Source organism: Micromonospora sp. NPDC005299, assembly GCF_042872345.1.
Taxonomy (GTDB): Bacteria; Actinomycetota; Actinomycetes; order Mycobacteriales; family Micromonosporaceae; genus Micromonospora.
The window spans coordinates 1-21,843 of the sequence record NZ_JBIAKG010000017.1; the positions used below are offsets into that span (position 1 = coordinate 1).

Annotated in this window: 21 protein-coding genes; 8 read left to right on the forward strand and 13 right to left on the reverse strand. The window is 74.1% G+C overall.

The annotated features are described in order from the left end of the window. Nucleotides 1–220 precede the first annotated feature (220 nt). Nucleotides 221–883, forward strand: coding sequence for a dienelactone hydrolase family protein (locus ACFYPD_RS31210; RefSeq protein ID WP_387121402.1), 663 nt, complete (start codon nt 221–223; stop codon nt 881–883). 62 nt (nt 884–945) lie between these two features. Here ACFYPD_RS31210 and ACFYPD_RS31215 read toward each other — a convergent pair whose 3' ends face one another. Next, complete coding sequence (locus ACFYPD_RS31215) at nt 946–2,049, reverse strand: AI-2E family transporter (RefSeq protein WP_387121405.1); 1,104 nt, start codon at nt 2,047–2,049, stop codon at nt 946–948. A 130-nt stretch (nt 2,050–2,179) separates the two neighbouring features. On the opposite strand from ACFYPD_RS31215, the gene ACFYPD_RS31220 reads away from it, so the two are divergent. From ACFYPD_RS31220 to ACFYPD_RS31230, 3 genes are all read left to right on the forward strand, one after another. Further along, nucleotides 2,180–2,362, forward strand: coding sequence for an antitoxin (locus ACFYPD_RS31220; RefSeq protein ID WP_387121408.1), 183 nt, complete (start codon nt 2,180–2,182; stop codon nt 2,360–2,362). Between the two features lie 184 nt (nt 2,363–2,546). Next, nucleotides 2,547–3,752 carry a cytochrome P450 gene (locus tag ACFYPD_RS31225; RefSeq protein ID WP_387121411.1) on the forward strand — a complete coding sequence of 402 codons (1,206 nt, stop codon included), beginning with the start codon at nt 2,547–2,549 and terminating at the stop codon, nt 3,750–3,752. Between the two features lie 25 nt (nt 3,753–3,777). Continuing rightward, nucleotides 3,778–4,011, forward strand: coding sequence for a ferredoxin (locus ACFYPD_RS31230; protein WP_387121414.1), 234 nt, complete (start codon nt 3,778–3,780; stop codon nt 4,009–4,011). 4 nt (nt 4,012–4,015) lie between these two features. On the opposite strand, the gene ACFYPD_RS31235 is transcribed toward ACFYPD_RS31230, so the two are convergent. Next, the gene (locus ACFYPD_RS31235; protein ID WP_387121417.1) at nt 4,016–4,918 is read right to left on the reverse strand and encodes an SMP-30/gluconolactonase/LRE family protein; all 903 of its coding nucleotides are present in this window, start codon (nt 4,916–4,918) and stop codon (nt 4,016–4,018) included. 96 nt (nt 4,919–5,014) lie between these two features. On the opposite strand from ACFYPD_RS31235, the gene ACFYPD_RS31240 reads away from it, so the two are divergent. Then, nucleotides 5,015–5,470, forward strand: coding sequence for an Lrp/AsnC family transcriptional regulator (locus ACFYPD_RS31240; protein WP_387121420.1), 456 nt, complete (start codon nt 5,015–5,017; stop codon nt 5,468–5,470). Here the strand turns inward: ACFYPD_RS31240 and ACFYPD_RS31245 are convergent. Next, nucleotides 5,458–6,120 carry a hemerythrin domain-containing protein gene (locus ACFYPD_RS31245; RefSeq protein ID WP_387121423.1) on the reverse strand — a complete coding sequence of 221 codons (663 nt, stop codon included), beginning with the start codon at nt 6,118–6,120 and terminating at the stop codon, nt 5,458–5,460. The genes ACFYPD_RS31240 and ACFYPD_RS31245 overlap by 13 nt on opposite strands. 207 nt (nt 6,121–6,327) lie before the next feature. On the opposite strand from ACFYPD_RS31245, the gene ACFYPD_RS31250 reads away from it, so the two are divergent. Next, nucleotides 6,328–7,590, forward strand: a complete 1,263-nt coding sequence (locus ACFYPD_RS31250) for an alkaline phosphatase (RefSeq protein ID WP_387121426.1) — start codon at nt 6,328–6,330, stop codon at nt 7,588–7,590. Between the two features lie 51 nt (nt 7,591–7,641). Here the strand turns inward: ACFYPD_RS31250 and ACFYPD_RS31255 are convergent, their stop codons facing one another. From ACFYPD_RS31255 to eccB, 9 genes are all read right to left on the reverse strand, one after another. After that, nucleotides 7,642–8,316 (reverse strand): HAD family hydrolase, encoded by a 675-nt coding sequence (locus ACFYPD_RS31255; protein ID WP_387121429.1) that lies wholly within the window; start codon nt 8,314–8,316, stop codon nt 7,642–7,644. A gap of 85 nt (nt 8,317–8,401) precedes the next feature. Continuing rightward, entirely contained in the window at nt 8,402–9,052 is a 651-nt protein-coding gene (locus ACFYPD_RS31260; RefSeq protein ID WP_387121432.1) for a C39 family peptidase, read from the reverse strand. 269 nt (nt 9,053–9,321) lie between these two features. Beyond that, on the reverse strand, nt 9,322–9,744 hold the full coding sequence (locus tag ACFYPD_RS31265; protein WP_387121435.1) for a pyridoxamine 5'-phosphate oxidase family protein: 423 nt from the start codon (nt 9,742–9,744) through the stop codon (nt 9,322–9,324). 49 nt (nt 9,745–9,793) lie between these two features. After that, nucleotides 9,794–10,135 carry a hypothetical protein gene (locus tag ACFYPD_RS31270; RefSeq protein ID WP_387121438.1) on the reverse strand — a complete coding sequence of 114 codons (342 nt, stop codon included), beginning with the start codon at nt 10,133–10,135 and terminating at the stop codon, nt 9,794–9,796. 41 nt (nt 10,136–10,176) lie between these two features. Next, nucleotides 10,177–11,013, reverse strand: coding sequence for a hypothetical protein (locus ACFYPD_RS31275; protein WP_387121440.1), 837 nt, complete (start codon nt 11,011–11,013; stop codon nt 10,177–10,179). 140 nt (nt 11,014–11,153) lie between these two features. Beyond that, a complete protein-coding gene (locus ACFYPD_RS31280) occupies nt 11,154–11,561 on the reverse strand; it encodes a hypothetical protein (RefSeq protein WP_387121443.1) in 408 nt (135 codons plus the stop codon). A 194-nt stretch (nt 11,562–11,755) separates the two neighbouring features. After that, nucleotides 11,756–13,021: a WXG100 family type VII secretion target gene (locus ACFYPD_RS31285; protein ID WP_387121446.1), complete on the reverse strand. Its 1,266-nt coding sequence runs from the start codon at nt 13,019–13,021 to the stop codon at nt 11,756–11,758. Next, the gene (locus tag ACFYPD_RS31290) at nt 13,014–13,385 is read right to left on the reverse strand and encodes a hypothetical protein (protein ID WP_357940455.1); all 372 of its coding nucleotides are present in this window, start codon (nt 13,383–13,385) and stop codon (nt 13,014–13,016) included. Before ACFYPD_RS31290 ends, ACFYPD_RS31285 begins: the two co-directional genes overlap by 8 nt. A gap of 117 nt (nt 13,386–13,502) precedes the next feature. Next, a complete protein-coding gene (gene eccB, locus ACFYPD_RS31295) occupies nt 13,503–14,969 on the reverse strand; it encodes a type VII secretion protein EccB (protein ID WP_387121449.1) in 1,467 nt (488 codons plus the stop codon). Nucleotides 14,970–15,131: 162 nt separating this feature from the next. On the opposite strand from eccB, the gene ACFYPD_RS31300 reads away from it, so the two are divergent. After that, nucleotides 15,132–16,304: a type VII secretion protein EccE gene (locus ACFYPD_RS31300; protein ID WP_387121452.1), complete on the forward strand. Its 1,173-nt coding sequence runs from the start codon at nt 15,132–15,134 to the stop codon at nt 16,302–16,304. Here ACFYPD_RS31300 and eccD read toward each other — a convergent pair. Then, entirely contained in the window at nt 16,288–17,685 is a 1,398-nt protein-coding gene (eccD, locus tag ACFYPD_RS31305; RefSeq protein WP_387121455.1) for a type VII secretion integral membrane protein EccD, read from the reverse strand. The two genes, ACFYPD_RS31300 and eccD, sit on opposite strands and share 17 nt — an antisense overlap. Before the next feature lie 171 nt (nt 17,686–17,856). Between eccD and eccCa the strand changes: the two genes are divergently transcribed. Beyond that, nucleotides 17,857–21,822, forward strand: coding sequence for a type VII secretion protein EccCa (eccCa, locus tag ACFYPD_RS31310; RefSeq protein ID WP_387121458.1), 3,966 nt, complete (start codon nt 17,857–17,859; stop codon nt 21,820–21,822). The last annotated feature ends 21 nt before the right edge of the window (nt 21,823–21,843 follow it).

Genomic DNA, 21,843 nt, shown 5'->3' on the forward strand with positions numbered 1-21,843 from the left:
CCCGACCCCGCGAAACGCTGGGCTGGGCCACCCCGGCCCAACGCCTCGCACAACTCATCGCGCCCTAGCGATTGCACTGACCCCTTGACCCCGCCGCGCTTTCCCGGGCAATAACTTCATGATCAACAGGCCGGGCCGGGTCGGGGGCGGGCCGGGCGGGGGAGCCGGAGGTGAGGTGGGGGTGGGTGGGGGTATGCGGCGGGGTGGGAGGTGTGTGGACATGGGGGAGACACGTGAGGTGAGCGTGCCCGTCGTGGACGGCGGGTTGGTGGCGGATGTCATCGTGCCGTCGGGGGCCGTGGGGGTGGTGTTGTTCGCGCACGGCAGTGGCAGTTCGCGGCACAGCCCGCGCAACGTGGCGGTGGCGCACGAGTTCAACGGAAGGGCGCTGGGCACGGTGCTGGTCGACCTGCTCACCCCGGAGGAGGACGAGCGGGACGCGGTCACCGCCGAGCTGCGCTTCGACATCGGGATGCTCGCCGAGCGGCTGGCCGCGATCGTGGACTGGATGGCCGCCGACCCGACCCTGGGCCGGCTGCCGATCGGGCTCTTCGGTGCCAGCACCGGCGCGGCCGCCGCCCTGGTCGCCGCGGCCGCCCGGCCGGAGCAGGTCGGCGCGGTGGTCTCCCGGGGCGGCCGTCCGGACCTGGCCGGCAGCTCGCTCGCGGCGGTACGCGCCCCGACGCTGCTGATCGTCGGTGGGCTGGACGAGCAGGTGATCGTGCTCAACGAGCAGGCCGGGGCGGAGCTGGGCGACGTGGCCGAGCTGCGGATCGTGCCCGGCGCCACCCACCTCTTCGAGGAGCCGGGCACCCTGGAGCAGGTGGCCGACCAGGCCGGGACCTGGTTCACCACCCACCTCCGCCAGCCGCACCCGGCCTGACCGGACCGGATCCGGCCGGGCAGCCGCACCCCGGTCTCAGCCGGGTCGGGCAGCCGGGCGGGTCAGTCGGGCAGGGCGGCGCGGTGGCGCTGCACGGTGTCCAGCACCCGCCAGGTGACCGCGGCGATCGGCACCGAGACGAACGCGCCCGCGATGCCGGCGATCAGCGTGCCGGCGGTGACCACCACCAGGATGACCGCGGGATGCAGCTGCACCTGCCGCTTCATCACCAACGGCTCCAACAGGTTGCCCTCGATCTGCTGCACGGCGATCACCGCGGCCAGAGTGAGCAGGGCGGTGGTGGGGCCGTTGGCGGCCAGGGCGACCAGCACCGCGATCGCGCCGGCCACGGTGGCCCCGATGATCGGCACGAAGCCGCCGAGGAAGGTGATCAGCGCGAGCGGCAGGGCCAGCGGGACGCGCAGCACCACCAGCGCCAGCCCGATGCCGATCGCGTCGATCGCCGCGATGATCATCGTGCCGCGGCTGTACGCGCTCAGCGTCCGCCAGCCGGCCCGGCCCGCCTCGGCGGTCACGTCGCGGCGTGGGCCGGTCATCCGGCGCAGCACCCAGTGCCACATGGACCGGCCGTCCTTGAGCAGGAAGAAGAGCAGCACCAGGCCGAGCAGGATCGAGCCGGCCACCTCGGCGGCCGTCCGGGCCCCGGCGACCGGGTCGGGGGCGCTCCCGCTCAGCCCCTCCCGGATCTGCGTGATCTGGCGGTCGAGCTGTTCGTCGGTGACCGGCAGGCTGGAGGTGACGAAGTCGCGGCTGCGCTCCAGGCCCTGGTCGAGTTGCTGGCTCAACTCGCCGAACTGGCTCGCGGTCAGGTTCCACACCAGCGCGCCGACGCCGAACAGGACGCCGAGCAGCAGCAGGACGCTGAGCAGGGCGGCCAGCGCCCGCGGCACCCGGAGCCGGCGCAGCCCGAGCAGCACGGGGTCGAGCAGCGCGGTGAGGAAGAGCGTGCCGGCCAGCGCCACGGCCAGCGGCGCCAGCAACACGGCGATCTTGCCGAGCAGCCAGAGCGCGGCGATCACCACCACGAGACAGGCGCTCCAGGTGACCGCCGTCCGTACCGGCCACGGCAGCCCGGCCCAGGTCTGCCGTGGGCCCGCCGCCCGGCTTCGCGCCGCCGGTTCCGGCGTCCCCGCGTCCTCGTCCACGTCGCCTCCTCGATCGTGGCCGTTGGTACCCGACGCACACGAATCCGACACCCGGGCACCCCGTGGGACGCGGCGTGTTTGTGCCTCCGGCGCCAGGGAAGGCATTCACGGTATCGAAGGGAGAACCGGCATGGGTGACTTCATGGACAAGGCCAAGGACTTCGCCGACAAGCATGACAAGCAGGTCGACCAGGGGATCGAAAAGGGCGGCGACATGGCCGACAAGCGAACCGAGGGCAAGTACGACGAGAAGATCGACAAGGGCGTCGACATGGCGCAGCAGCGCACCGGCGAGGGCGACACCGGCCGCTGACCGCACCGCGATCCCGGGCCGTCCCACGCGGGTGGCCCGGAATCGTCGTGTCGGGACCGGAACAACCCTCTGGTTTCCATCGACCGTTCTCGCTACCATCCGCAGTCGGGGCATGACTCAGCGTCGAGTCGTGCGGAGTCGACCCGCACCGCCCGCGGTGCCGTGGACGAGAGCGAGCCAGCCGGTGACCGACACTTCCCAGGCGACCATCCCGCAGCGCTATCCGTTCAACGCCCCTGTCCGGCTCGACCTGGACGCCCGTTACGCCGAGCTGCGCGAGCAGCCGCTGGTCCGGGTCCAACTGCCCTACGGCGAGCCCGCCTGGTTGGCCACCCGGCACGCCGACGTGAAAACGGTTCTCGGTGATCCCCGGTTCAGCCGGGCGGCGTCGGTCGGCCGCGACGAACCCCGGAACACCCCGCGCCAGCAGGAGACCGGAATCCTCTCGATGGACCCGCCGGAGCACACCCGGCTGCGCCGGCTCGTGGCGAAGGCGTTCACCGCGCGCCGGGTCGAGGAGCTGCGGCCGCGTACCCGGGCGGTGGCCGACGAGCTGGTCGACGGGCTGCTCGCCGCCGGGCCGCCGGCCGATCTGGTCGCGCACCTGGCCACGCCGCTGCCGATCCGGGTGATCTGCGACCTGCTCGGCGTGCCCGTGTCCGATCAGGACAGGTTTCACACCTGGTCCGAGGCGATCGTCTCGACCACGTCCCTGGAGCCGGGGCTGGCCCAGCACTACCTCGACAACCTGCTCGCCTACATGGCCGCGCTGGTCGCCCGGCGCCGGGTCGAACCCGCCGACGACCTGCTCAGCGCCATGGTCCGGGCCCGCGACGAGAACGCCGACCGGTTCACCGAGCAGGAGATGGTCACCCTCGCCGCCGGGCTGCTCGCCGCCGGCCACGAGACCACCGTGACCCAGATCCCCAACATGGTGTACGTCCTGCTCACGATCCCCGGCGCCTGGGAAACCCTGCGGGACCGGCCGGAGCTGGTGCCGGTCGCCGTCGAGGAGCTGATGCGGTTCATCCCGCTCGGCGCCACGGCCGCCTTCCCCCGCTACGCCACCGAGGACGTCGAGCTGGGCGGTGTGCTGGTCCGGGCGGGCGAGCCGGTGGTGGTCAACATCGCGGCGGCCAACCGGGACGACGCCGTCTTCGCCGACGCCGACCGGCTCGACCTGACCCGTGAGGTCAATCCGCACCTCGGCTTCGGGCACGGCGTGCACCACTGCGTCGGCGCGCAGTTGGCCCGGATGGAGCTGCGAGTGGTGCTGGAGACCCTGCTCGACCGGGCCCCGCGGCTCCGGCTGGCCGTGCCTGTGGAGGAGCTGACCTGGAAGAGCGGCCTGCTGGTGCGGGGCCTGGTGGCGATGCCGGTGGCCTGGTGAGCCGGGTCGTGGCGGGGGAGGACGCATGAGCGGAGCGAGCGAGTGGCGGCTGCACGTCGACCCGAGCCGGTGCATCGGGTCGGGGATCTGCGCCGGGGTGGCGCCGCGGCACTTCGTGCTGGTCGACGGGCTGTCCCGGCCGGTGGCCGAGCGGATCGCCGCCGACGAGTCGGTGCTGGACGCCGCCGAGTCCTGCCCGCTGGAGGCGATCGTCGTCTCCGAGGTGGAGAGCCTCCGGCGGATCGCCCCGGAGGGCTGATCGGTTACCAGCCCGGGTAGCGCGCGCCGTTGACGTTGACCCGAAGGCTGAACAGCGAGCTGGAGGCGCAGATGTAGAGCTGGTTGCGCTTCGGGCCGCCGAAGGTGAAGTTGGCGACCACCTCCGGCAGGTGCAGCTTGCCGAGCAGCGTGCCGTCCGGGTCGAAGCAGTGCAGCCCGTCGTGCGCGGCCGCCCAGGCCCGGCCGGCGTCGTCGACGCGTACGCCGTCGAAGGAACCGGCGTCGCAGGTGGCGAAGACCTCGCCGCCGCGCAGCGCGCCGCCCTCGGTCACCGCGAACCGGCGCAGGTGCTTCGCCCGGGTGTCGACCACGTAGAGCAGGGACTCGTCGGGGTTGAACGCCAGCCCGTTGGGCTGCCCGAAGTCGTCGGCGACCAGGCGCACCTCGCCGTCGTGCGGGTCGACCCGGTAGACGTGGTTGCCGCCGATCTCGCTCTCCGCCCGGTGGCCCTCGTAGTCGCTGTCGATGCCGTAGCTCGGGTCGGTGAACCAGATCGAGCCGTCGGAGTGCTCGACCACGTCGTTGGGGCTGTTCAGCCGCTTGCCGCGCCAGCGCTCGGCGAGCACCGTGTCGGTGCCGTCGGCCTCGGTCCGGGTGACCCGCCGACCGCCCTGCTCGCAGCTCACCAGTCGCCCCCGTCGGTCGACGGTGTGCCCGTTGGCGTAGCCGGCCGGTTGGCGGAACACCCCGACGGCGCCGGTGGTCTCGTCCCAGCGCAGCAGCCGGTCGTTGGGGATGTCGCTGAAGACCAGGTAACGCCCGGCGGAGAACCAGGCCGGGCCCTCCAGCCAGCGGCCCCCGGTCCAGAGGCACTCCGTCCACTCGTCGCCGTTGATCCGGCGGAACCGCTCGTCCCGCACCTCGAAACGCGTCCTGAACCGATCCACGCCGACCGCCTCCGCCTGTGACTGACGTTCGGTCTGACGCTAACATGGCCGAACAGCAATCAGCTATGAGGCTGAACACCGAACGGAGACGCGGTCGTGGACGACGTGGACCGGAAGCTGCTCGCGGCGTTGCAACACGACGCCACCCAGTCGTACGCGACGCTGGCGGGGGCGGTCGGGCTCTCCACCGGGGCGGTGCACGAGCGGGTACGCAAGCTGCGCGAGCAGGGGGTGGTCCGGCGGACCACGGTGGACGTCGACCCGGCCGCGGTCGGGCGGGGCGTGCTGGCGTTCGTGCTGGTGGAGGCGAACACCTGGATGGGCGACCGGCCCACGCGCGAGGCGCTCGCCGCCCTGCCCGAGGTGGAGGAGGCGCACGTGATCGCCGGCCCCGCCTCGCTGCTCGTCAAAATCCGGGTCGGCACGCCCGAGCAGCTCCAGGCCAGCCTGCGCCGGCTGTTCCAGGTCGAGGGCGTCACCGGCACGCAGACCGTGGTGGTGCTGGAGAGCTTCTTCGAGCGCCCGCTCGACCCGTACCCTCAAACCCCCTGACACACGGCGGCGGCCACGCCCCCCGTGCCGGGAGCGTGGCCGCCTCGGCCGGTGGTCAGGACTTCTCGCGCAGCTCCCGCATCGAGGTGGGCCGGCCGCTGAGCGCGTCGCGGATCCGGTCGACCAGGCCGGCGCCCGGGGCGAGCAGCTTGTTCGCCGGCGGGTGGTCCGGCGCGGCCGGGTGCGGCCGGGTCGGCGCCGACTTCTTCGCCGCCTCCACCTTTGCCGGCCAGCTCGACCAGCTCCTCGCGGGCGCAGGCCGCCCGGAGCCGGGGGAAGAGGTCGTTCTCCTCGTCCCGCACGTGGTGCCGGATGGTCGCCGTGAGCGTGGCCAGCAGTTCGTCGAAGCGCGGGTCGGAGGGGTCCACCGACTCCAGCTCCTTCATGGTCCGCTCGGCGTCGGAGTGCTCGGCGATCTCGTGCTCGGCGAGCTTGTCGCCGTCGGGCAGGGCCTTGCGGGCGGCCGGGTAGACATGGACCTCCTCGGCCACCGCGTGCCGGACCAGCTCGGCGATCACCACATCGGCGAGCTGCCGGCGGTGCTCCGGGGTGCCCTGCCGGCTCTCCAGCTCGACGAAGATCGCCTCGACCTCGTGGTGGTCCGTCATCAGGACGTCGACGACGTCCCGCTCGGTCTGTACGTCGGTCATCTCAACAGCCCCTTACCGGTGGGTTGCGGAACGGCTCGTCTGGCCACTACCCAGGTCAGGCCGGTCGAACCAGTTAAATTTGTCGTTGCCTCGGGCGACAAGAGTCCCGGCAACGGCCGCTCTCCGTTAATCTGCCGGCCAGCTGTTCGGTCCGTGGCTGCGGTTGCGTGATGGCTGCCAAGCGTTCCATCCGCCAGGAGGACACCCGTGACTTTCCGTTCCAGCCGCTGGCTGCTCGCCCCCGTCGTCGCGGGGGTGGTGGCCGCCGCCGGACTGAGCCTGGCCAACCCGATCACCGACGCCGACGCCGGCGCGGCGAAGGGCAAGGCCCGCAACGTCATCTTCATCAACGGCGACGGCATGGCCGCCGCCCAGCGCGAGGCGGCCCGCCTCTACCTGGCCGGTCTCGACGGCCAGCTCACCATGGACAAGCTGCCGTACTCCGGCCAGCTCACCACCAGCCCGCACGACCCGAAGACGCCGATCACCGACTCGGCCGCGGCGGCCACCGCCTGGGCCACCGGCGAGCAGACCTACAACGGCGCGATCAGCGTCGACGTGGACGGCAACCCGCTGCCCACCCTCGGCGCCCAGGCCAAGGCGGCCGGCAAGTCCACCGGCCTGGTCACCACCGCCCAGGTCACCGACGCCAGCCCGGCCGCGTTCTTCGCCAACACCGCCGACCGCGGCGTGCAGGACGAGATCGCCCGGCAGTACCTGGACGTCACCCGGCCGGACGTGATCCTGGGCGGCGGCGAGGACTGGTGGCTGCCGGCCGGCACGGCCGGCGCGTACCCGGACAAGCCGGCCGAGGACCCGTCCGAGGCCAGCAAGGCCACCAAGGGCGACCTGATCGCCAAGGCCAAGGCCAAGGGCTACCGGTACGTCTCCACCGCCGCCGAGCTCCAGGCCGCCAAGGGCGGCAAGCTTCTCGGCCTCTTCGGCAACGAGGAGCTGTTCCAGCAGCGGCCCGAGGGTCAGGGCGACGTCTACGCCCCGCCGGCCAGCCTGGCCACGATGACCGAGAAGGCGCTGTCGACGCTGTCGACGAACAAGAAGGGCTTCTTCCTCCTCGTCGAGGAGGAGGGCATCGACGAGTTCGCCCACAACAACAACGGCACCCGGATGCTCCAGGCGCTCGGCGAGCTGGAGAAGGCCGTGGCGGTGGCCCGCAACTACGCGGCCAGCCACCCCGACACCCTGGTCGTGGTGACCGGCGACCACGAGTGCGGCGGCCTGACCGTCGAGGACACCGCCACCTCCGACGAGTCCGGTGACGACATCTCGGCCGAGGACGGGCCGTTCCCGATCAAGGGCAGCAGCCAGAGCTTCAACCTGGACTGGACGACCAGCGGCCACACCGGCGCCGACGTGCCGGTGACCGCGTACGGGCCGCTGGCCGAGCAGTTCACCGGCAAGCACCCGAACACCCACGTGCACGACGTGCTGTCGCAGATCCTCACCCACTGACCTCCGGCTCCCGGCGCCCTCCCGTCCCCGTGGCGGGAGGGCGCCGCCGGGTCAGCGCCCCCGGGCCGGCTCGCGCAGCAGGTCGGGCAGCTCGCCCAGCGCGGTCAGCGCCCGGCCGGCCCACGTCGGGTCGGAGTCATGGTGCTCGGTCGTCCGGACCACCGTCATGCCGACCGCCGCCGCTCCGGCCAACTCGCCGTCGGCGCCGTCGCCGACGAAGACGCAGTCGGCCGGCTCGACCCCGAGACGTTCGGCCGCCAGCCGGTAGATCGCCGGGTCGGGCTTGGCCAGGCCCACGTCGCAGGAGAAGACCGCCACGTCGAACCGGCGGGCCAGGTCGGTCGCCGGCCACGCCTCGGCGGTCTCCGCGGTGGCGTTGCTGACCAGCCCGATCGGGTGACCGTCGGCGCGCAGCGCGTCCAGGACCGCGACGGTCGACGACGGGACGCCGGCCAGCAGGCGCCCGGCCAGTTCCCGGCGGTGCGCGGCCGCCCGGGCCACCTGCTCCTCGGTGGGCGCGCCGCCGAGCCGCCGGGCCAGGACGCGTACGGTCTCGGCGGCGTCCCAGCCGGTCATCCGGTCCCGCCAGGTGGCGTGGTAGGCGTCGACCAGCGCGGCGGGCTCCACCCCCACCATCAGCGCCATCTCACCGACCACCCGGTCCCGTTCGGGGTCCCCACCGGGCACCAGGGTGTGGAACAGGTCGAAGATCACCGGTCGCGGCACGGTCAGACTCTAGCGGGGCCGTGCGGGGCCGGCGACGGAAAGGGCCGGCCTCCCGCTCGGGGAGACCGGCCCTCGCTCGGCTCGGTCAGGAGCTGTAACCGCGGCCGGCGATCCAGTTGGCCAGCTCGGTCACGTCCATCCAGTACGTCGGCTCGTTCGGGCTGGCCGGGTCGGCGATCAGCACCGTGTTGCCGTCGTCCTTGTACTGCACCACGGTCAGGTAGTGGCCGGGGTAGCTGTGCTCGACACCGTCGATGTCCAGCGCGCCGCCCAGGATGTTGGCGACGACCGGCCGATCCTGGTCGACCGCGGCCCTGACGTCGGCCCGCAGGCGCTCGACCTGCTCCTTGGTGGCTACGTCGTCCCGGATCTCGGTGGTCTTGTACTTGCCACCGGTGTACTCGTTGAGCACCCGGGTGATGTCGATGGCCGAGTCCGTGCCGTTCTCGGTGGTGCCCAGCTTGGCGGCCAGCTCGTCCTGGCTGACCTCCTTGCCCTCGGCCGACAGCGCGATCCGGGTCGAGGCCGGGCCGCAGTAGAAGAAGTTCGGCTGCGCCTCGTACTCGTAGCCGGCGCTGCGCTCGCCCTTGCCCTTGCCCTTCACCACGGTCGACAGGGCCTTCGGACCGGCCTGCGCCGGCGCCGCGTGCGCCGCCACGGCCGGACCGGCGACGACGCCACCGGACATGCACAAACCGGCGACGGACAGCATGCTCTTACGGAAGATCGAGTTCATGTCGAAGCTCCATTCGGGGGTTGACGTCTCCGGGCTACGGAGACGCGGCACCAGGAGTGGCGCTCGGCGTGCTCTCGGGGGATCTCGGTGCGCTCCAGGGCGCGGCCCCGCTCGCTCACCGGGGGCGGCGGGCCTGCCGCCCGCTCGCTCGTATCGCTCGTACGAGAGGTGCAACTGCCCGGTGCCCGCGCCGATTTCCGCAGGTGGCCGCCGTCACGGTTTAACCGGACATCCGGCGCGAGCGGGTTGCGGGCGCCGTGACGGCCGGGTCAGACGGTGACGGTGGGAAGGCTGCCGATGAGGCGGGACACGGCGATCTCGATGACCACCCGCTCGGGATTGGGACGCGGGGTGCGGTAGCGGACGGCGTACCGCCCCTCGGCCTCGGCCACCGACTCCGGGTCGCGGCGCAGCACCGCCCGGCCCTCCACGGTCAGCCACCAGCGGCCGTCGACCTGGCAGACCGCCACGGGCGTGCCCGCCGCGCCGGCCACGGCGACGTGCCGGGCCTTGGCCGAGGCGCCCGAGGTGATCACGCGGGCCAGACCGGCGTCGGCGTCGAAGGTGACCCCCACGGGTACGACGTGCGGGGTGCCGTCCGCGCGCAGGGTGGTCAGCGTGGCGAGATGCCGGTCCCGGAAGAACCGGGCGACCCGCTCGTCGTGTGGGTCCAGCCGGTGGTCGCCCGCCATGTGCCGTCCTCGGTGCCCTGGTGCGGGCCGACCGCCGGCCCCGCGCCGATCATGACACGGGGCGGCGCGGCCGGCCCGAGCCCGGCGGGGAGTCCGACCGGTCGGGCAGTTCGCGCTGCGCCGCCCGGTGCTTCGCCGCCAGCCGGCCCAGGTAGATCAGCGCACCGGCCAGCACACCCATGTCGTCCAGGTAGATCGGGTCGGGGAGCACATCCACCGGCAGGATCGTGTAGATCAGCGCGCCGTAGAAGGCGACCTTGCCGCCGGCCCCGAGCGCGCCCAGCATGCGGCGGGTGCGGACCACCCGGACGGCGAGCAGCACCGCCCCGACCAGCGTCGCCAGCGCGGCGACGGCGGCGAGCACGACGAGTATCCAGGCTTCACGGGACACGAGGTCACGCTAACCGAGCCGGGCCAGCTCCGCCGGACGCGTCAGTACGCCGGGACTGCCGCGCGCCCCTGGGCCACCGGGGTCAGCTCACGGGTGGACTCGGCGCCCCGGGTGGGCGTCGGCAGCTCACGGGTGGTCTCCGGCCCGGTCAGCTCCACGATGGACAGCGACGACTGCGGCTCGGTGGCCGGGCGGGTCGCCGCGTACGCCTCGTCCCGCAGGCTCCGCGCGGCGGCGGCGGCCAGCTCGGCGGCCCGCCAGGCGGCCTGCTCCCGCTCCCGGGCGGCCTCCTGCCGGGCCCGGAGGTTGTCCCGGACCAGCCGGCGCAGCAGCAGCTCCTGCTCGACCGGGTGCCGGCGCGGGTCCCAGCCCCGGTGGCCGAGGATGTCGCTGAGCTGCTGCACGGTGATCTCCTTGCGCCACTGGGCGTCCAGCGCCGCCCGGTGCAGCCAGCGCTCCCGGTCCACGTACTCGGCGGGGGTCCGGGCGGTACGGGGCAGGGGCAGCGCCGCGGCGGCGGCCAGCCGGCGGACGTCCTCCTCGGCCGCCTCGTACGCCTGCCACGCCTCCTCGACCTCCTCCTGGGCGGCCAGCCACTCGGTCCGGCGCCGCTCGGCGGTCGCCGCCGCCCGGGACCCGGCCACCGCCACCTCCTGCGCGTACCGGGACTGCTCCCGGGCGTACTCGCGGGCCTGCTCGGCCAGCTCGATGCTGCTCGGCCGGGCGGCCTCGCTGATCCGATCGCCGAACACCGACCGGAACCGGCCCGGGCGGACGATCAGGGCGGCGACCACCATGGCCGCCACGGCGAGCAGGGCCAGCCAGATCACGGCGGCTCGGGGAACGTCGGGCAGGACGGTGGAGAAAACGGTCTGCATCACCAACACCTCGTGGTGGAACGGTCGGAGTCAACGGTCGGGGCCCGGTCGACGGGCGGGTCGCGGCGGCACGCGACGGGGGGAGCGGCGGGGCGCGGTCGACGGGCGCCCGGCGCGTACCCGAGGAGGGGTCGGCGCGGTCAGGCGCGCGGCGGACCGCGGCGGGCGATGGCGGCCCGGCCGGGGTCGGCGGCGACCACGACGTCCGGGTCCGCGACCGGTGCGGCGGCGTCGGGGACGGCCCGGTGCGGCGGCCCCGCCGGGGCCGGCGCGGCGAGCGGCTGCCGGACGGGCGAGTCGGCGGCGGGCCGGACGCCGGACCCGTCCGTGGTGCGACGGCCGGCCGGGCCCACATCGGCGGCGGCCGGCGTGTCGACCCGGAGGTCGACGGCCGGGCGGGCCGTGGCGGTCGGGTGGAGGTCGACGGCGCCCGGCGTGGCGGCCGGGCCGGTGAGGCCGGCGATGAGCGCGAGGGCGGTAACCGCCGTGCGGGCGATCCTGCGCAGCGTGGCCGTCCAGAGGGACGAGGCGAACGCTACGGGCAGCACCGGTTCAACCTATCGGTCAGCTCCGCCTCGTGCAGCTCGACGATCTTTCCGGTCGACGTGACCCGTCCCACGATTCGGTGTGGACGAACCCGTTTCCCCACCGAATCCGCGCCGGCGCCTTCGAGGGTCGGCGTCCCGAGACGCGAAACGGCGCGGCACCCCGGTGGGGGCGCCGCGCCGTCGTGAGCCTGCGGTCAGTTGCCGCCGAGCACCGGCGGCGGGGCCGCCTCGCCGTCGGACCAGACCATCTCGTCCTCGGTCAGCCAGGTCAGCCGGCCGTCGGACTCGTCGTCCTCGCCGCCGCGCGCGCCCAGCACGCCGTTGCGGCCGGCCATGGCGGGCCGACCGGTCGCGCCGCTCTTGCCGGTGGAGCGGCTCTCCGTCTCGACCGTCACGCCGCGCCCGGAGGCGAGGCGGCCGGTGCCGGCGGCCGACCGGTTCTCGGCGCCGATCCCGCCGACCCGGCCGGAGGTCGCCGAGCCGCCGCCCGAGCCGGCCAGCGACCCGGTGCCCAGCACGCCGGGCATGCCGTAGAGCGAGCCCCCGCCCCCACCGGACGGCAGGGTCGGGCTGGCGCCGCCGAGCCCGGGGCCGGCCAGGCCGGTGGTCGGGCCGGTGACGGTCAGCGGGCCGGCGCCGGCGAGCGAGCTGCCGGTCGGCTCGACCGTGCTGCCCGCACCGATGGTGCCCGGGGTGCCCGCGCCGGGCTGGCCGCCCGTCGTGCCGTCGCCCGGCGTGCCACCACCGACCGTGCCGCTGCCCGGGGCCGTGTGGTGCACACCCGAGGTGGTGGCGGTGGCGTTCGCCGCGGGACCGAAGCTGCCGACGCCCGGCCCGGCCGACGGCGTACTCACCGAGGGGCCGCTGCGCAGCGTCGGGTTCGTCGGGTCGCCGTGACCCGGAAGCCCCGAGTCCGGCGGCTCCGGCACGACGATCCGGCCGTAGGCCGAGAAGTCGTAGCCCTCGGCCAGCTTGGCGACGACCTGCACCATGCGCTGGTGCGCCTTCTCCTGCTCGGCCTTGTCCTGCTCGTGGCCGACGAGGCCGCCGACCAGCGCGCCCGGCACACCGCCGACCAGGAAGCCCTTGCCGGCGCCGGAGAGCAGCTTGTCGTTGTCGTCGGTCTCCTCGGGGCTCTCCGACTTCGCCTGGGCGGTGCGCAGCTCGCTGGCCATCATGTCGAGCGCCTGCCGGATGCCCGTCATGCCCTCGGCCAGGTTGCCGGAGTAGTCGGCGACCAGGTTGAGCCGGCGGTGGAACTCCCGGGCGGCGTCGCCCGTCCAGGTCTTCAGCAGCGCGTCCAGGTCGCCGGTCAGGTCGCGGCCGAGGTCGTCGAGGGTGCCCTTCAGCGACGTCCACTGGGCGCTCAGCCCGTCGATCTGCTTCGGGTCGCCGGCGTTGACGCCCTGGTAGAGCTCCTTGTGGCTGACGTGCTCGTAGCGCTGGGTGTATTCAGACACGCGGATCCTCTCCCTTCGGCTTCATCGCCTCGGTCAGCCCGGAGAGCGCGGCGGCGATGTCGGCCGCGGCGGCGGCGTTGCGTGCCTCGGCGGTCTTGTAGTTGGTCATGATCGTCTTGGTGGCCTTCTGGGCGGCCACGATCGCCCGCCGCAACCGCTCGACGTGGTTGACGTAGCTCTGGTGCGTCTCGGAGTAGCGACGGGAGTTGTCGGTGGCATCGGTGAACGTGCCGAGTGCCGGCGGCCGGCACTGCATCTCGGTGTTGAGCTTCTTCAACACCGACTCCGCCTCGCTCAGCCGGCGCTCGAGCCGCTGGTGGAAGTCCTCCAAGGACAGTACGTCTACTGTCGTGCGCCCGGTCATGGCTGCATCCCCGTAGTCATCGTCGAGAATCGTTGGCCACGTTCAGGTTAGTCGAACCGGGCCAACCGAGGCGACCCGTCATCGGGCCATATCCACATCGGACCGTTTCCGGCCCGGTCATCCGCCCTGCGCGGGGGCCGCGTCGTCGCCCGGTCCGGGCGTCGCACCGCCGCCCGGCGCCGCACCCGGATCGAACTGGTTCATCGCATCCTCGCGCTCCAGGGTCGGCCCGGTCGGCACCAGCGCCAGCAGGGACGCGGGCACCGCGAGCGGGGTCACCTCGCCGTACCCGAGGGCGCTCTTCGCGTCGCCCGAGGCCGTGCCGAGCGGGTAACGGACGCCCTGCGGGGTGATCAGGTAGACCGTCGAGCCGGCCGCCGCCTTGCCGCTCTCCCCGGCAGTGCTCTGCACCAGCACGCCCTTGCCGCCGGGCAGCAGCACGCTCTCGGCGGTCCGAACCGCGTCCCGGTCGCTCTGCCGCGCCGCCACCCCGGTCGCCGCGGTCAGCTCGGCCGGCGGCTGGTCGAAGACCTCCAGCGTGGTGGTCGGCTGGCCGGCCGGCCCGGAGCGGTACGTGGCGCAGAGCACGGTCCTCCCGGCGCGGACCTCGTGCAGGGTGGGCAGCCGGTCCGGCAGGCCCTCGGCATCCAGCCGCTGGTCGGTGAGAAGCTGGCCGGCCTGGTCCGGCGTGATGTCGGTGACCTGGCCGCCGCCGCCCAGAAGCAGCAGCGCGGTGACCTCCCGGACCGCCACCAGGCCCTGCTTGGCCAAAACGTAGTACTGGCCGGCGGCCCGGTAGACCTGGCCGACCCGGGCCGGGCGGTCGCCCACCGTCAGCCCGCTCGGGCCGCCCTCCCCGTCGATGGTCGGCTTGCGCAGCGCCGGGCCGACCGGCACCGCGTTGAGCAGCTGCTGCCCGACCGTGAGGGTGGCCGCCCCGGCCATCTTCAACGCCACCAGCGCCTGCTCGTCGCCGACCACCCGCAGCCGCGCGCCGCCGGTGAGCAGGTAGCGCGCGTCGTTCAGCTTGACCAGGACCGCCCGGTCGGTGAGCGGGGTGCCGCCGGGCAGCGGCCGGTCGATCACCAGCCGGGTGGTGGAGCGCTGCGGGTCGTTCGCGTCGGGCACGTCGCACACCGACCAGGGGAGGCCGACCAGCGACTTCCGGTCCGGCACGGCGTCCGGAGCGCCCACGATGCCGACCGCCCGGCCCCGCGGCCGATCCTTGATCGAGGCCTGGGACATGGTGCGGACCGGCGCGCCGGCGTCGTTGAGGATGAGCCGGGCCGAGGCGTAGTTGAGCGTCGGGTGCAGCACCTTGTCGTCGGTGAAGACGTAGGTCGCCCCGGTCTCCCGCTCGATCACCAGCGTGTTCGGCTCCAGCGGGGCGGAGTTGCTGGTGAACTGCCCGTACGCCCCCGCTCCACCCAGCACGACGGCGGCCGCGATGACGCTGCCGAACACCGCCATGCCGAGGCGCCGCATCGGCAGGTCGTTGGTCTCCGGGTCGCCGGAGAGCAGCGCCGAGACGATCCGGCGGGTGACGAAGCGGTACGCCTGCACCTGATCGCGGCGGGTCCGCATGACTAACCTCCGGCAGGGGTGGGTCCGCGGCGATCAGGTCCGAACTCCGCCGCGGGCTTCCCTACGATAAGGGGCCGTCGACGGTTCACCGGGACCCCGCCCGCCACCCGGCGACGCACCGCACCGGCGGATGCCCAGGATGTCCAGAAGGGACGCTTACCGATGACCCAGGTCCAGGCGCCACCCGGTCGTACGGCCACCGCCCCCGCCGTGCCGGCGGACCGACCGGTCACCCCGGCCGACCGGCGCCGGCGCGGCCGGCTCGGCCCGGTCGTCGTCGGCCAGCTCGTGGTGCTGGAGTGCGCCGCGCTCGCCGTCTGGTTCGCCACCGGCGGCCCGGCCTGGCTGCTCGCCGCCGTCGGCGCGCTGGCGCTGCTGGCCGTGGTGGCCGCCTTCGCCAGGCGCGGCGGCCGCTGGTGGTACGAGGACCTCATGCTCCGCCGCCGGCTGCGCCGCCGCCGTGACCGGGCCCGGGGCGCCGCGCCGGCCGGCGACGCGCGGCTGGCCGCGCTCGCCCCGGACCTGTCCGTCGTCGAGCTGACCGACCGCGGCACCCGGCTCGGCATCGGCCAGGACGACCGGGGCTGGTTCGCCGCGGTCGCGCTGACCGGCCGGCCCGTCGCCCCGGCCGGGTCGATCGAGGCGGCGATCGTGGACCGGGCGCTCGCGGTGCTCGCCGACTTCACCGGGCCGGTCACCCAGACCCAGGTCGTCTCGCACACCCTGGTCTGGTACCCGGCGCCGGGCGCGCCCCCGGCGGCGCACCGCACGGTCTGGGTGGCGCTGCGCCTGTCGGTCGCCGACGCCCGCGCCGAGACGGTGAGCCGGGGCGGCGGCATGCACGGGGTGCACCGCACGGTCGCGGCCGGCATCGGCCGGCTCGGCAAGGCGCTCAACGCCGCCGGCCTCGGTCACCGGGTGCTCGGGCGGGACGAGCTGCACGCGGCGGTGGTCTCCGGCGCCGGCCTGGATCTGGCCCCCGAGTCCCCGGTGGAGAGCTGGGAGAGCCTGCGCGGCGGCGGCTGGACCCAGCGCTGCCTGGCGCTGCGGGTCCGCCCCAGCGGCTCGCTGGGCGCGCTGGTGGACGCGGTGACCGCCACCTCCGCCCCCTCGCACACCGTCGCGGCCGTGGTGCTCCCCGGCGGCCGGCAGCTCCCGCCGCTGCTGCGGGTGGCGGCCATGGACGGTCACGCCGAGGCGCTGGTGAAGGCGGTCCGGGAGGTGGCCCGCCGCTCGGGCGTGCCGGCCCGCCCGCTGGACGGCCAGCACGGCCCGGCCGTCTACGCGACGGCGCCGGTGGGCACCGCCATGGGCACGGTCACGGTCGAAGGTTGACGATCCAGCCGTAGAGGCCGCACACCCACACGGCCAGCGGCACCAGGGCGACGATCAGCAGGATCTCGACGATGTCGAGTGTGCGGCCCCAGACCGGCGAGATCCGCTTGCCCGCCACGGTGAGCCCGTAGATCAGGCTGATCACGGCGACCACCAGCAGGCCGCCCAGGATCAGCCCGAGCCGGACCGGCAGCGGGTTCGCGCCGAAGGTGGCCACGGCGGCCAGCCCGAGGCCGAGGGTGCCGGCGAGGAGCACCGGAGTGCGCTGGCCGCGGCCCAGGAACGGGCGGGCCCGCAGCAACGACAGCAGGGCCAGCACCAGGCAGAGCAGCACGGCCGGCAGCCGGCCGTTGTCGGCGAGCACCACCTCGCCGCCGAGCACCAGCACCGAGACCGTCCAGAGCAAACCGGTGAGGAACGCGTCGGCGCGCTCGCTGTTGCGCAGCACCTGCGGGCCGTCCACCGACTCGGTGTCGCTCCTCAGGTCGTCGGGGCCGGTCGGGATCGACGGCACCGGCAGCCGGGCCAGCCGGTAGGAGATCATGGGCAGCGCCGGCAGGGCGCCGAACGCCACCGTCGCGACCACCGCGGCGGCGGCGGCCGCCCCGATGTCGAAGGCCAGGCAGAGCGCCGCGCCGAAACCGACCGCCACGCCCACCCCGACGGCGCCGAGGAAGAGCGGCAGCCGGTCGCCGACGGCCAGCGCGGCGACCGCGCCGAAGAGCACCACCGCGGTCGCGGCGAGCAGCACGTGCGGGCTGGCCAACTCGGTGAGCCGCCGGTCGCCGGCGAGGACCAGCAGGCCGCCGATCGCCGCGTAGCCGAGGCCGCCCATGGCCAGCACGGCACCGGTCCGGCTGTCGCCGGCCGCTCGGGAGAGCACCGCGGCGCTGACCAGCAGCGCGACCGCGACCACCAGCGCGGCGAGCGCGCCGGGCAACTGCGGCGGCCCGGCGAACAGCGTGGCCGCCGCGCCGGCCGCCAGCGCCGCCCCGGCGAAGAGCACCGCGAACGCCCGGGTGGTGCCGACCTGCCAGGCGCCGGCCCGCTGGTTGGTCGCCGAGGCGACCGCGTCCACCACGTCGTCGAAGACGATCTCGGGCGCGGCGGCGGCGCGCGGGTTGAAGTAGAGCACCTCGCCGTCGCGGACGCCGAGCTGCGCGGCGGTGCGGCCGCCGTCGAGCGGCTGACCGCCGAGCCGGGACAGACTCCAGCCGCCGTGCCGCACGCCCTCGTCGGCGAGATCCTCGCCGGCGTAACGCAGCAGCGTCGGCAGCAGGTCGGCCAGCGGCACGTCGGACGGCAACGCCAGATCCATCCTGGTCCGCGGCGCCACGATGGTGATCCGGCTCAGTCCGCCGGTCGCCGTTTTCGTCGCCACAGTGGCCTCCTCGTGCTCGCCTACGATCCACCTCGGCCGCCCGCGCCGCCCCCGTGGGTCCACGGCGCCTCCGGGAGATTACCTACGATGGCGGTCGCACAGGTTGCCCACCCGACGACTCGGGTGCGTCGGCCGATGACGAGCAGGGCCGCTTCTGGGGAGGAGACAAGGTTGAGCACGGTGGTGTTCCGCCGGCTTCCGCGTCAACCGGGGCCCGCGCTGCCGCGCGGGGAGGTGCTGCTGGAGTCCCCGCCCGAGCTGCCGGAGCCGCAGGCCAAGGGCATGGGTCAGGTGCTGATGATCCTGCCGATGCTCTGCGGCGTCGGCGCGATGGCCTTCCTCTACGCCGGTCGCGGCGGCGGCATGATGACGTACGTGGCCGGCGGCCTGTTCGGCGTGTCGATGCTGGGCATGGCGGTCGGCACGCTCGGCAACGGCGGCAACGACAAGGCCGAGCTGAACGCCCAGCGGCGCGACTACATGCGCTACCTGGCCCAGATGCGCAAGCGCACCCGGCGCGCCGCCGAGCAGCAGCGCGCCGCGACGACCTGGCGGCACCCGGAGCCGGACGCGCTCTGGTCGGTCGCCGCCTCCCGCCGGCTGTGGGAACGGCGGATCACCGAGGACGACTTCGGTGAGGTCCGGATCGCGCTCGGCCCGCAGCGGCTGGCCGTGGAGATCGTGCCGCCGGAGACCAAGCCGGTGGAGGACCTGGAGCCGATGAGCGCGATCGCGCTGCGCCGGTTCGTCCGGGCCCACTCCAGCGTGCCGGACCTGCCCACCGCGCTGTCGCTGCGCGCGTTCAGCCGGATCGCGTTGCGCGGCGACCGGGAGCCGGTGCTCGACCTGGCCCGGGCCGCGCTGGGCCAGCTGGTCACCTTCCACGCGCCGGACGACCTCCTGGTGGCCGTGGTGGCCGCGCCGGACCGGCAGCCGGTGTGGGACTGGGTGAAGTGGCTGCCGCACGCCCAGCACCCGGGGCGGACGGACGCGGCCGGCGCGCGGCGGATGGTCTTCGCCAGCCTGGCCGAGGCGGAGGCGGCGCTCGCCAACGAGCTGGGCGGCCGGCCCCGGTTCGCCCCGGAGGCGAAGCCGCTCACCACGGCGCCGCACCTGGTGGTGGTGCTCGACGGCGGCGAGGTCTCGCCGACCTGCGCGCTGATGGGGCCGGGCCTGCTCGGCGCCACGGTGATCGACCTCTCCGGCACGGTGCCGCGCGACGCCGGTCGCTGGCTGCTCTGCCTGGACACCGGCAACGGCAGCGGGCTGGACCTGGTCCGCGGCACGGCCACCTCCCGGCTGGGCCGGCCCGACCGGCTCACCATGGCGGCCGCCGAGGGGCTGGCCCGGCAGATCGCCCCCTACCGGCTCTCCCAGCAGCAGGGCGCCAGCACCGACGAGCCGCTGGCCCGCAGCATGGAGCTGCCGGACCTGCTCGGCGTGGGCGACGCGGCCACGGTGGACACCCAGCAGACCTGGCGACCGCGCAGCCACCGGGACCGGCTGCGCATCCCGCTCGGTGTCGGGCCGGACGGCAACGTGGTGGAGCTGGACTTCAAGGAGTCCGCGCACGAGGGCATGGGCCCGCACGGCCTGGTCATCGGCGCGACCGGTTCCGGCAAGAGCGAACTCCTGCGTACGGTCGTCGCGGCGCTGGCCGTGACCCACTCGTCCGAGGAGCTCAACTTCGTCCTGGTCGACTTCAAGGGTGGCGCCACCTTCGCCTCGCTGGACGCGCTGCCGCACACCAGCGCGGTCATCACCAACCTGTCCGACGAGCTGCCGCTGGTCGACCGGATGCGGGACGCGCTGGCCGGCGAGATGAACCGCCGCCAGGAGGTGCTGCGGGCGGCCGGCAACTACGTCTCGCGCTACGACTACGAGAAGGCCCGGGCGGCGGGCGAACCGCTGGAGCCGATGCCCAGCCTGCTCATCATCTGCGACGAGTTCTCCGAGCTGCTCGCCGCGAAGCCGGACTTCATCGACCTCTTCGTGATGATCGGCCGGCTCGGCCGGTCGCTCGGCGTCCACCTGCTGCTGGCCTCGCAGCGGCTGGAGGAGGGCAAGCTGCGCGGCCTCGACACCCACCTGTCGTACCGGATCGGTCTGCGGACCTTCTCGGCGGTGGAGAGCCGGATCGTGCTGGGCGTGCCGGACGCGTACGAGCTGCCGAACGCGCCGGGCCACGGCTACCTGAAGACCGACACGACCACGATGCTCCGCTTCCGGGCCGCCTATGTGTCCGGCCCGTACCGGGCGCCGGGGCAGGTGCAGCGGTCCACCCGGGCGCAGGTGCAGCGCCGGATCGTCCCCTACGGCATCGACTACGTGCCGGCGCCGGCCCTGCCGAGCCCGGCCGAGACCGCGCCCGAGCCGGAGCAGACCGGTGACGGCAAGGCCGTGGCCATGCTCGACGTGCTGATCGACCGGCTCCAGGGGCGGGGCCGCCCGGCGCACCAGGTCTGGCTGCCGCCGCTGGCCGAGCCGCCGAGCCTGGCCGAGCTGCTGCCCCCGCTGGCCGTGCACCCGACGTTCGGGCTGACCACCGCCAACTGGCCGGGGCGGGGCCGGCTCACCGTGCCGGTCGGCATCGTCGACCGCCCGTACGAGCAGCGCCGCGACCCGATGATGGTGGACCTGTCCGGTGCCGGCGGCAACGTGGTGATCGTCGGCGCCTCGCTGAGCGGCAAGAGCACCATGCTGCGCACGATGCTCGCCTCGCTGGCGCTCACCCACACCCCGCGCGAGGTGCAGTTCTACTGCCTCGACTTCGGCGGCGGCGCGCTGCGCAGCCTGGACGGGCTGCCGCACACCGCCGGGGTGGCCGGGCGGCGCGACGTCGAGGCGGTCCGCCGGACCGTGGCCGAGGTGGTCGCCGTCATCGACGAGCGGGAGAACCGGTTCACCCAGCACGGGATCGACTCGGTGGCCAGCTACCGCCGGCGCCGGGCGGCCGGGGAGTTCGCCGACGACCCGTTCGGCGACGTCTTCCTCGTGGTCGACGGCTGGAACACGTTGCGCCAGGAGTACGAGGAGCTGGAGCAGACCATCACCAACCTGGCCAACCGCGGGCTCGGTTTCGGCGTACACGTGGTGATCACCGCCGTGCGGTGGGCGGAGATCCGGATCAACATGCGGGACCTGCTCGGCACCAAGCTGGAGCTGCGGCTCGGCGACCCGGCGGAGTCGGAGATCGACCGGCGGGCCGCGCAGAACGTGCCGGGCGGCACGCCCGGTCGCGGCCTGACCCGCGACAAGCTGCACTTCCTCACCGGCATCTCGCGGATCGACGGCAAGCGCGACATCGAGGACCTGACCGAGGCGTCGATCGCCCTGGCCGGGCACGTCGCCACCAACTGGCCGGGCCGCCCGGCACCGAAGGTACGGCTGCTGCCGCGCAAGCTGGCGGTCGCCGAGCTGGCGAAGGTGGTCGACCGGTCGGCACCGGGCATCCCGATCGGCGTCAACGAGTCGGCGCTCGCCCCGGTCTACCTGGACCTGACGACCGAGCCGCACCTGACCGTGTTCGGCGACGCCGAGTGCGGCAAGACGAACCTGCTGCGGCTGATCGCCCGGGGCGTCGCCGAGCGGTACACCCCGGCCCAGGCCCGGCTGGTCATCGCCGACTACCGGCGTGGCCTGCTGGGTGCGGTGGAGGGCGACCACCTGCTCGACTACGCGCCGTCCAACCAGGTCTTCAGCCAGGGCCTCGGATCGATCCGCAGTGCCCTGCAGAACCGGCTGCCCGGGCCGGACGTGACCACCGCGCAGCTGCGCGACCGGAGTTGGTGGAAGGGGCCGGAGCTCTACATCCTGGTGGACGACTACGACCTGGTCGCCTCCGGCGGCAACAACCCGCTCAGCGCCCTGCACGAGCTGCTGCCGCAGGCGCGGGACATCGGCCTGCACCTGATCATCACCCGCCGGGTGGGTGGTGTGTCCCGCGCCCTCTACGAGCCGGTGCTGCAACGCCTGCGCGAGCTGGACTCGCCGGGCCTGCTGATGTCCGGCAGCCGCGAGGAGGGCGCCGTCTTCGGCAACCTGCGGCCGAGTCCGCAACCGCCGGGCCGGGGCACCCTGGTCCGCCGCCGGGACGGCCAGCAGCTCATCCAGACCGCCTGGACGGAGCCCGCCTGACGGGGCGCACGTCGAATGACC

Bases quoted from the DNA above. Each gene is read 5' to 3' on its own strand.
- ACFYPD_RS31290 (WP_357940455.1), bottom strand. From the start codon at position 13,385: ATGACCGGGCGCACGACAGTAGACGTACTGTCCTTGGAGGACTTCCAC.
- ACFYPD_RS31275 (WP_387121440.1), bottom strand. From the start codon at position 11,013: ATGCAGACCGTTTTCTCCACCGTCCTGCCCGACGTTCCCCGAGCCGCC.
- ACFYPD_RS31220 (WP_387121408.1), top strand. From the start codon at position 2,180: ATGGGTGACTTCATGGACAAGGCCAAGGACTTCGCCGACAAGCATGAC.
- ACFYPD_RS31260 (WP_387121432.1), bottom strand. From the start codon at position 9,052: ATGAACTCGATCTTCCGTAAGAGCATGCTGTCCGTCGCCGGTTTGTGC.
- ACFYPD_RS31300 (WP_387121452.1), top strand. From the start codon at position 15,132: ATGACCCAGGTCCAGGCGCCACCCGGTCGTACGGCCACCGCCCCCGCC.
- ACFYPD_RS31245 (WP_387121423.1), bottom strand. From the start codon at position 6,120: ATGACCGACGTACAGACCGAGCGGGACGTCGTCGACGTCCTGATGACG.
- eccB (WP_387121449.1), bottom strand. From the start codon at position 14,969: ATGCGGACCCGCCGCGATCAGGTGCAGGCGTACCGCTTCGTCACCCGC.
- ACFYPD_RS31230 (WP_387121414.1), top strand. From the start codon at position 3,778: ATGAGCGGAGCGAGCGAGTGGCGGCTGCACGTCGACCCGAGCCGGTGC.
- ACFYPD_RS31265 (WP_387121435.1), bottom strand. From the start codon at position 9,744: ATGGCGGGCGACCACCGGCTGGACCCACACGACGAGCGGGTCGCCCGG.
- ACFYPD_RS31210 (WP_387121402.1), top strand. From the start codon at position 221: ATGGGGGAGACACGTGAGGTGAGCGTGCCCGTCGTGGACGGCGGGTTG.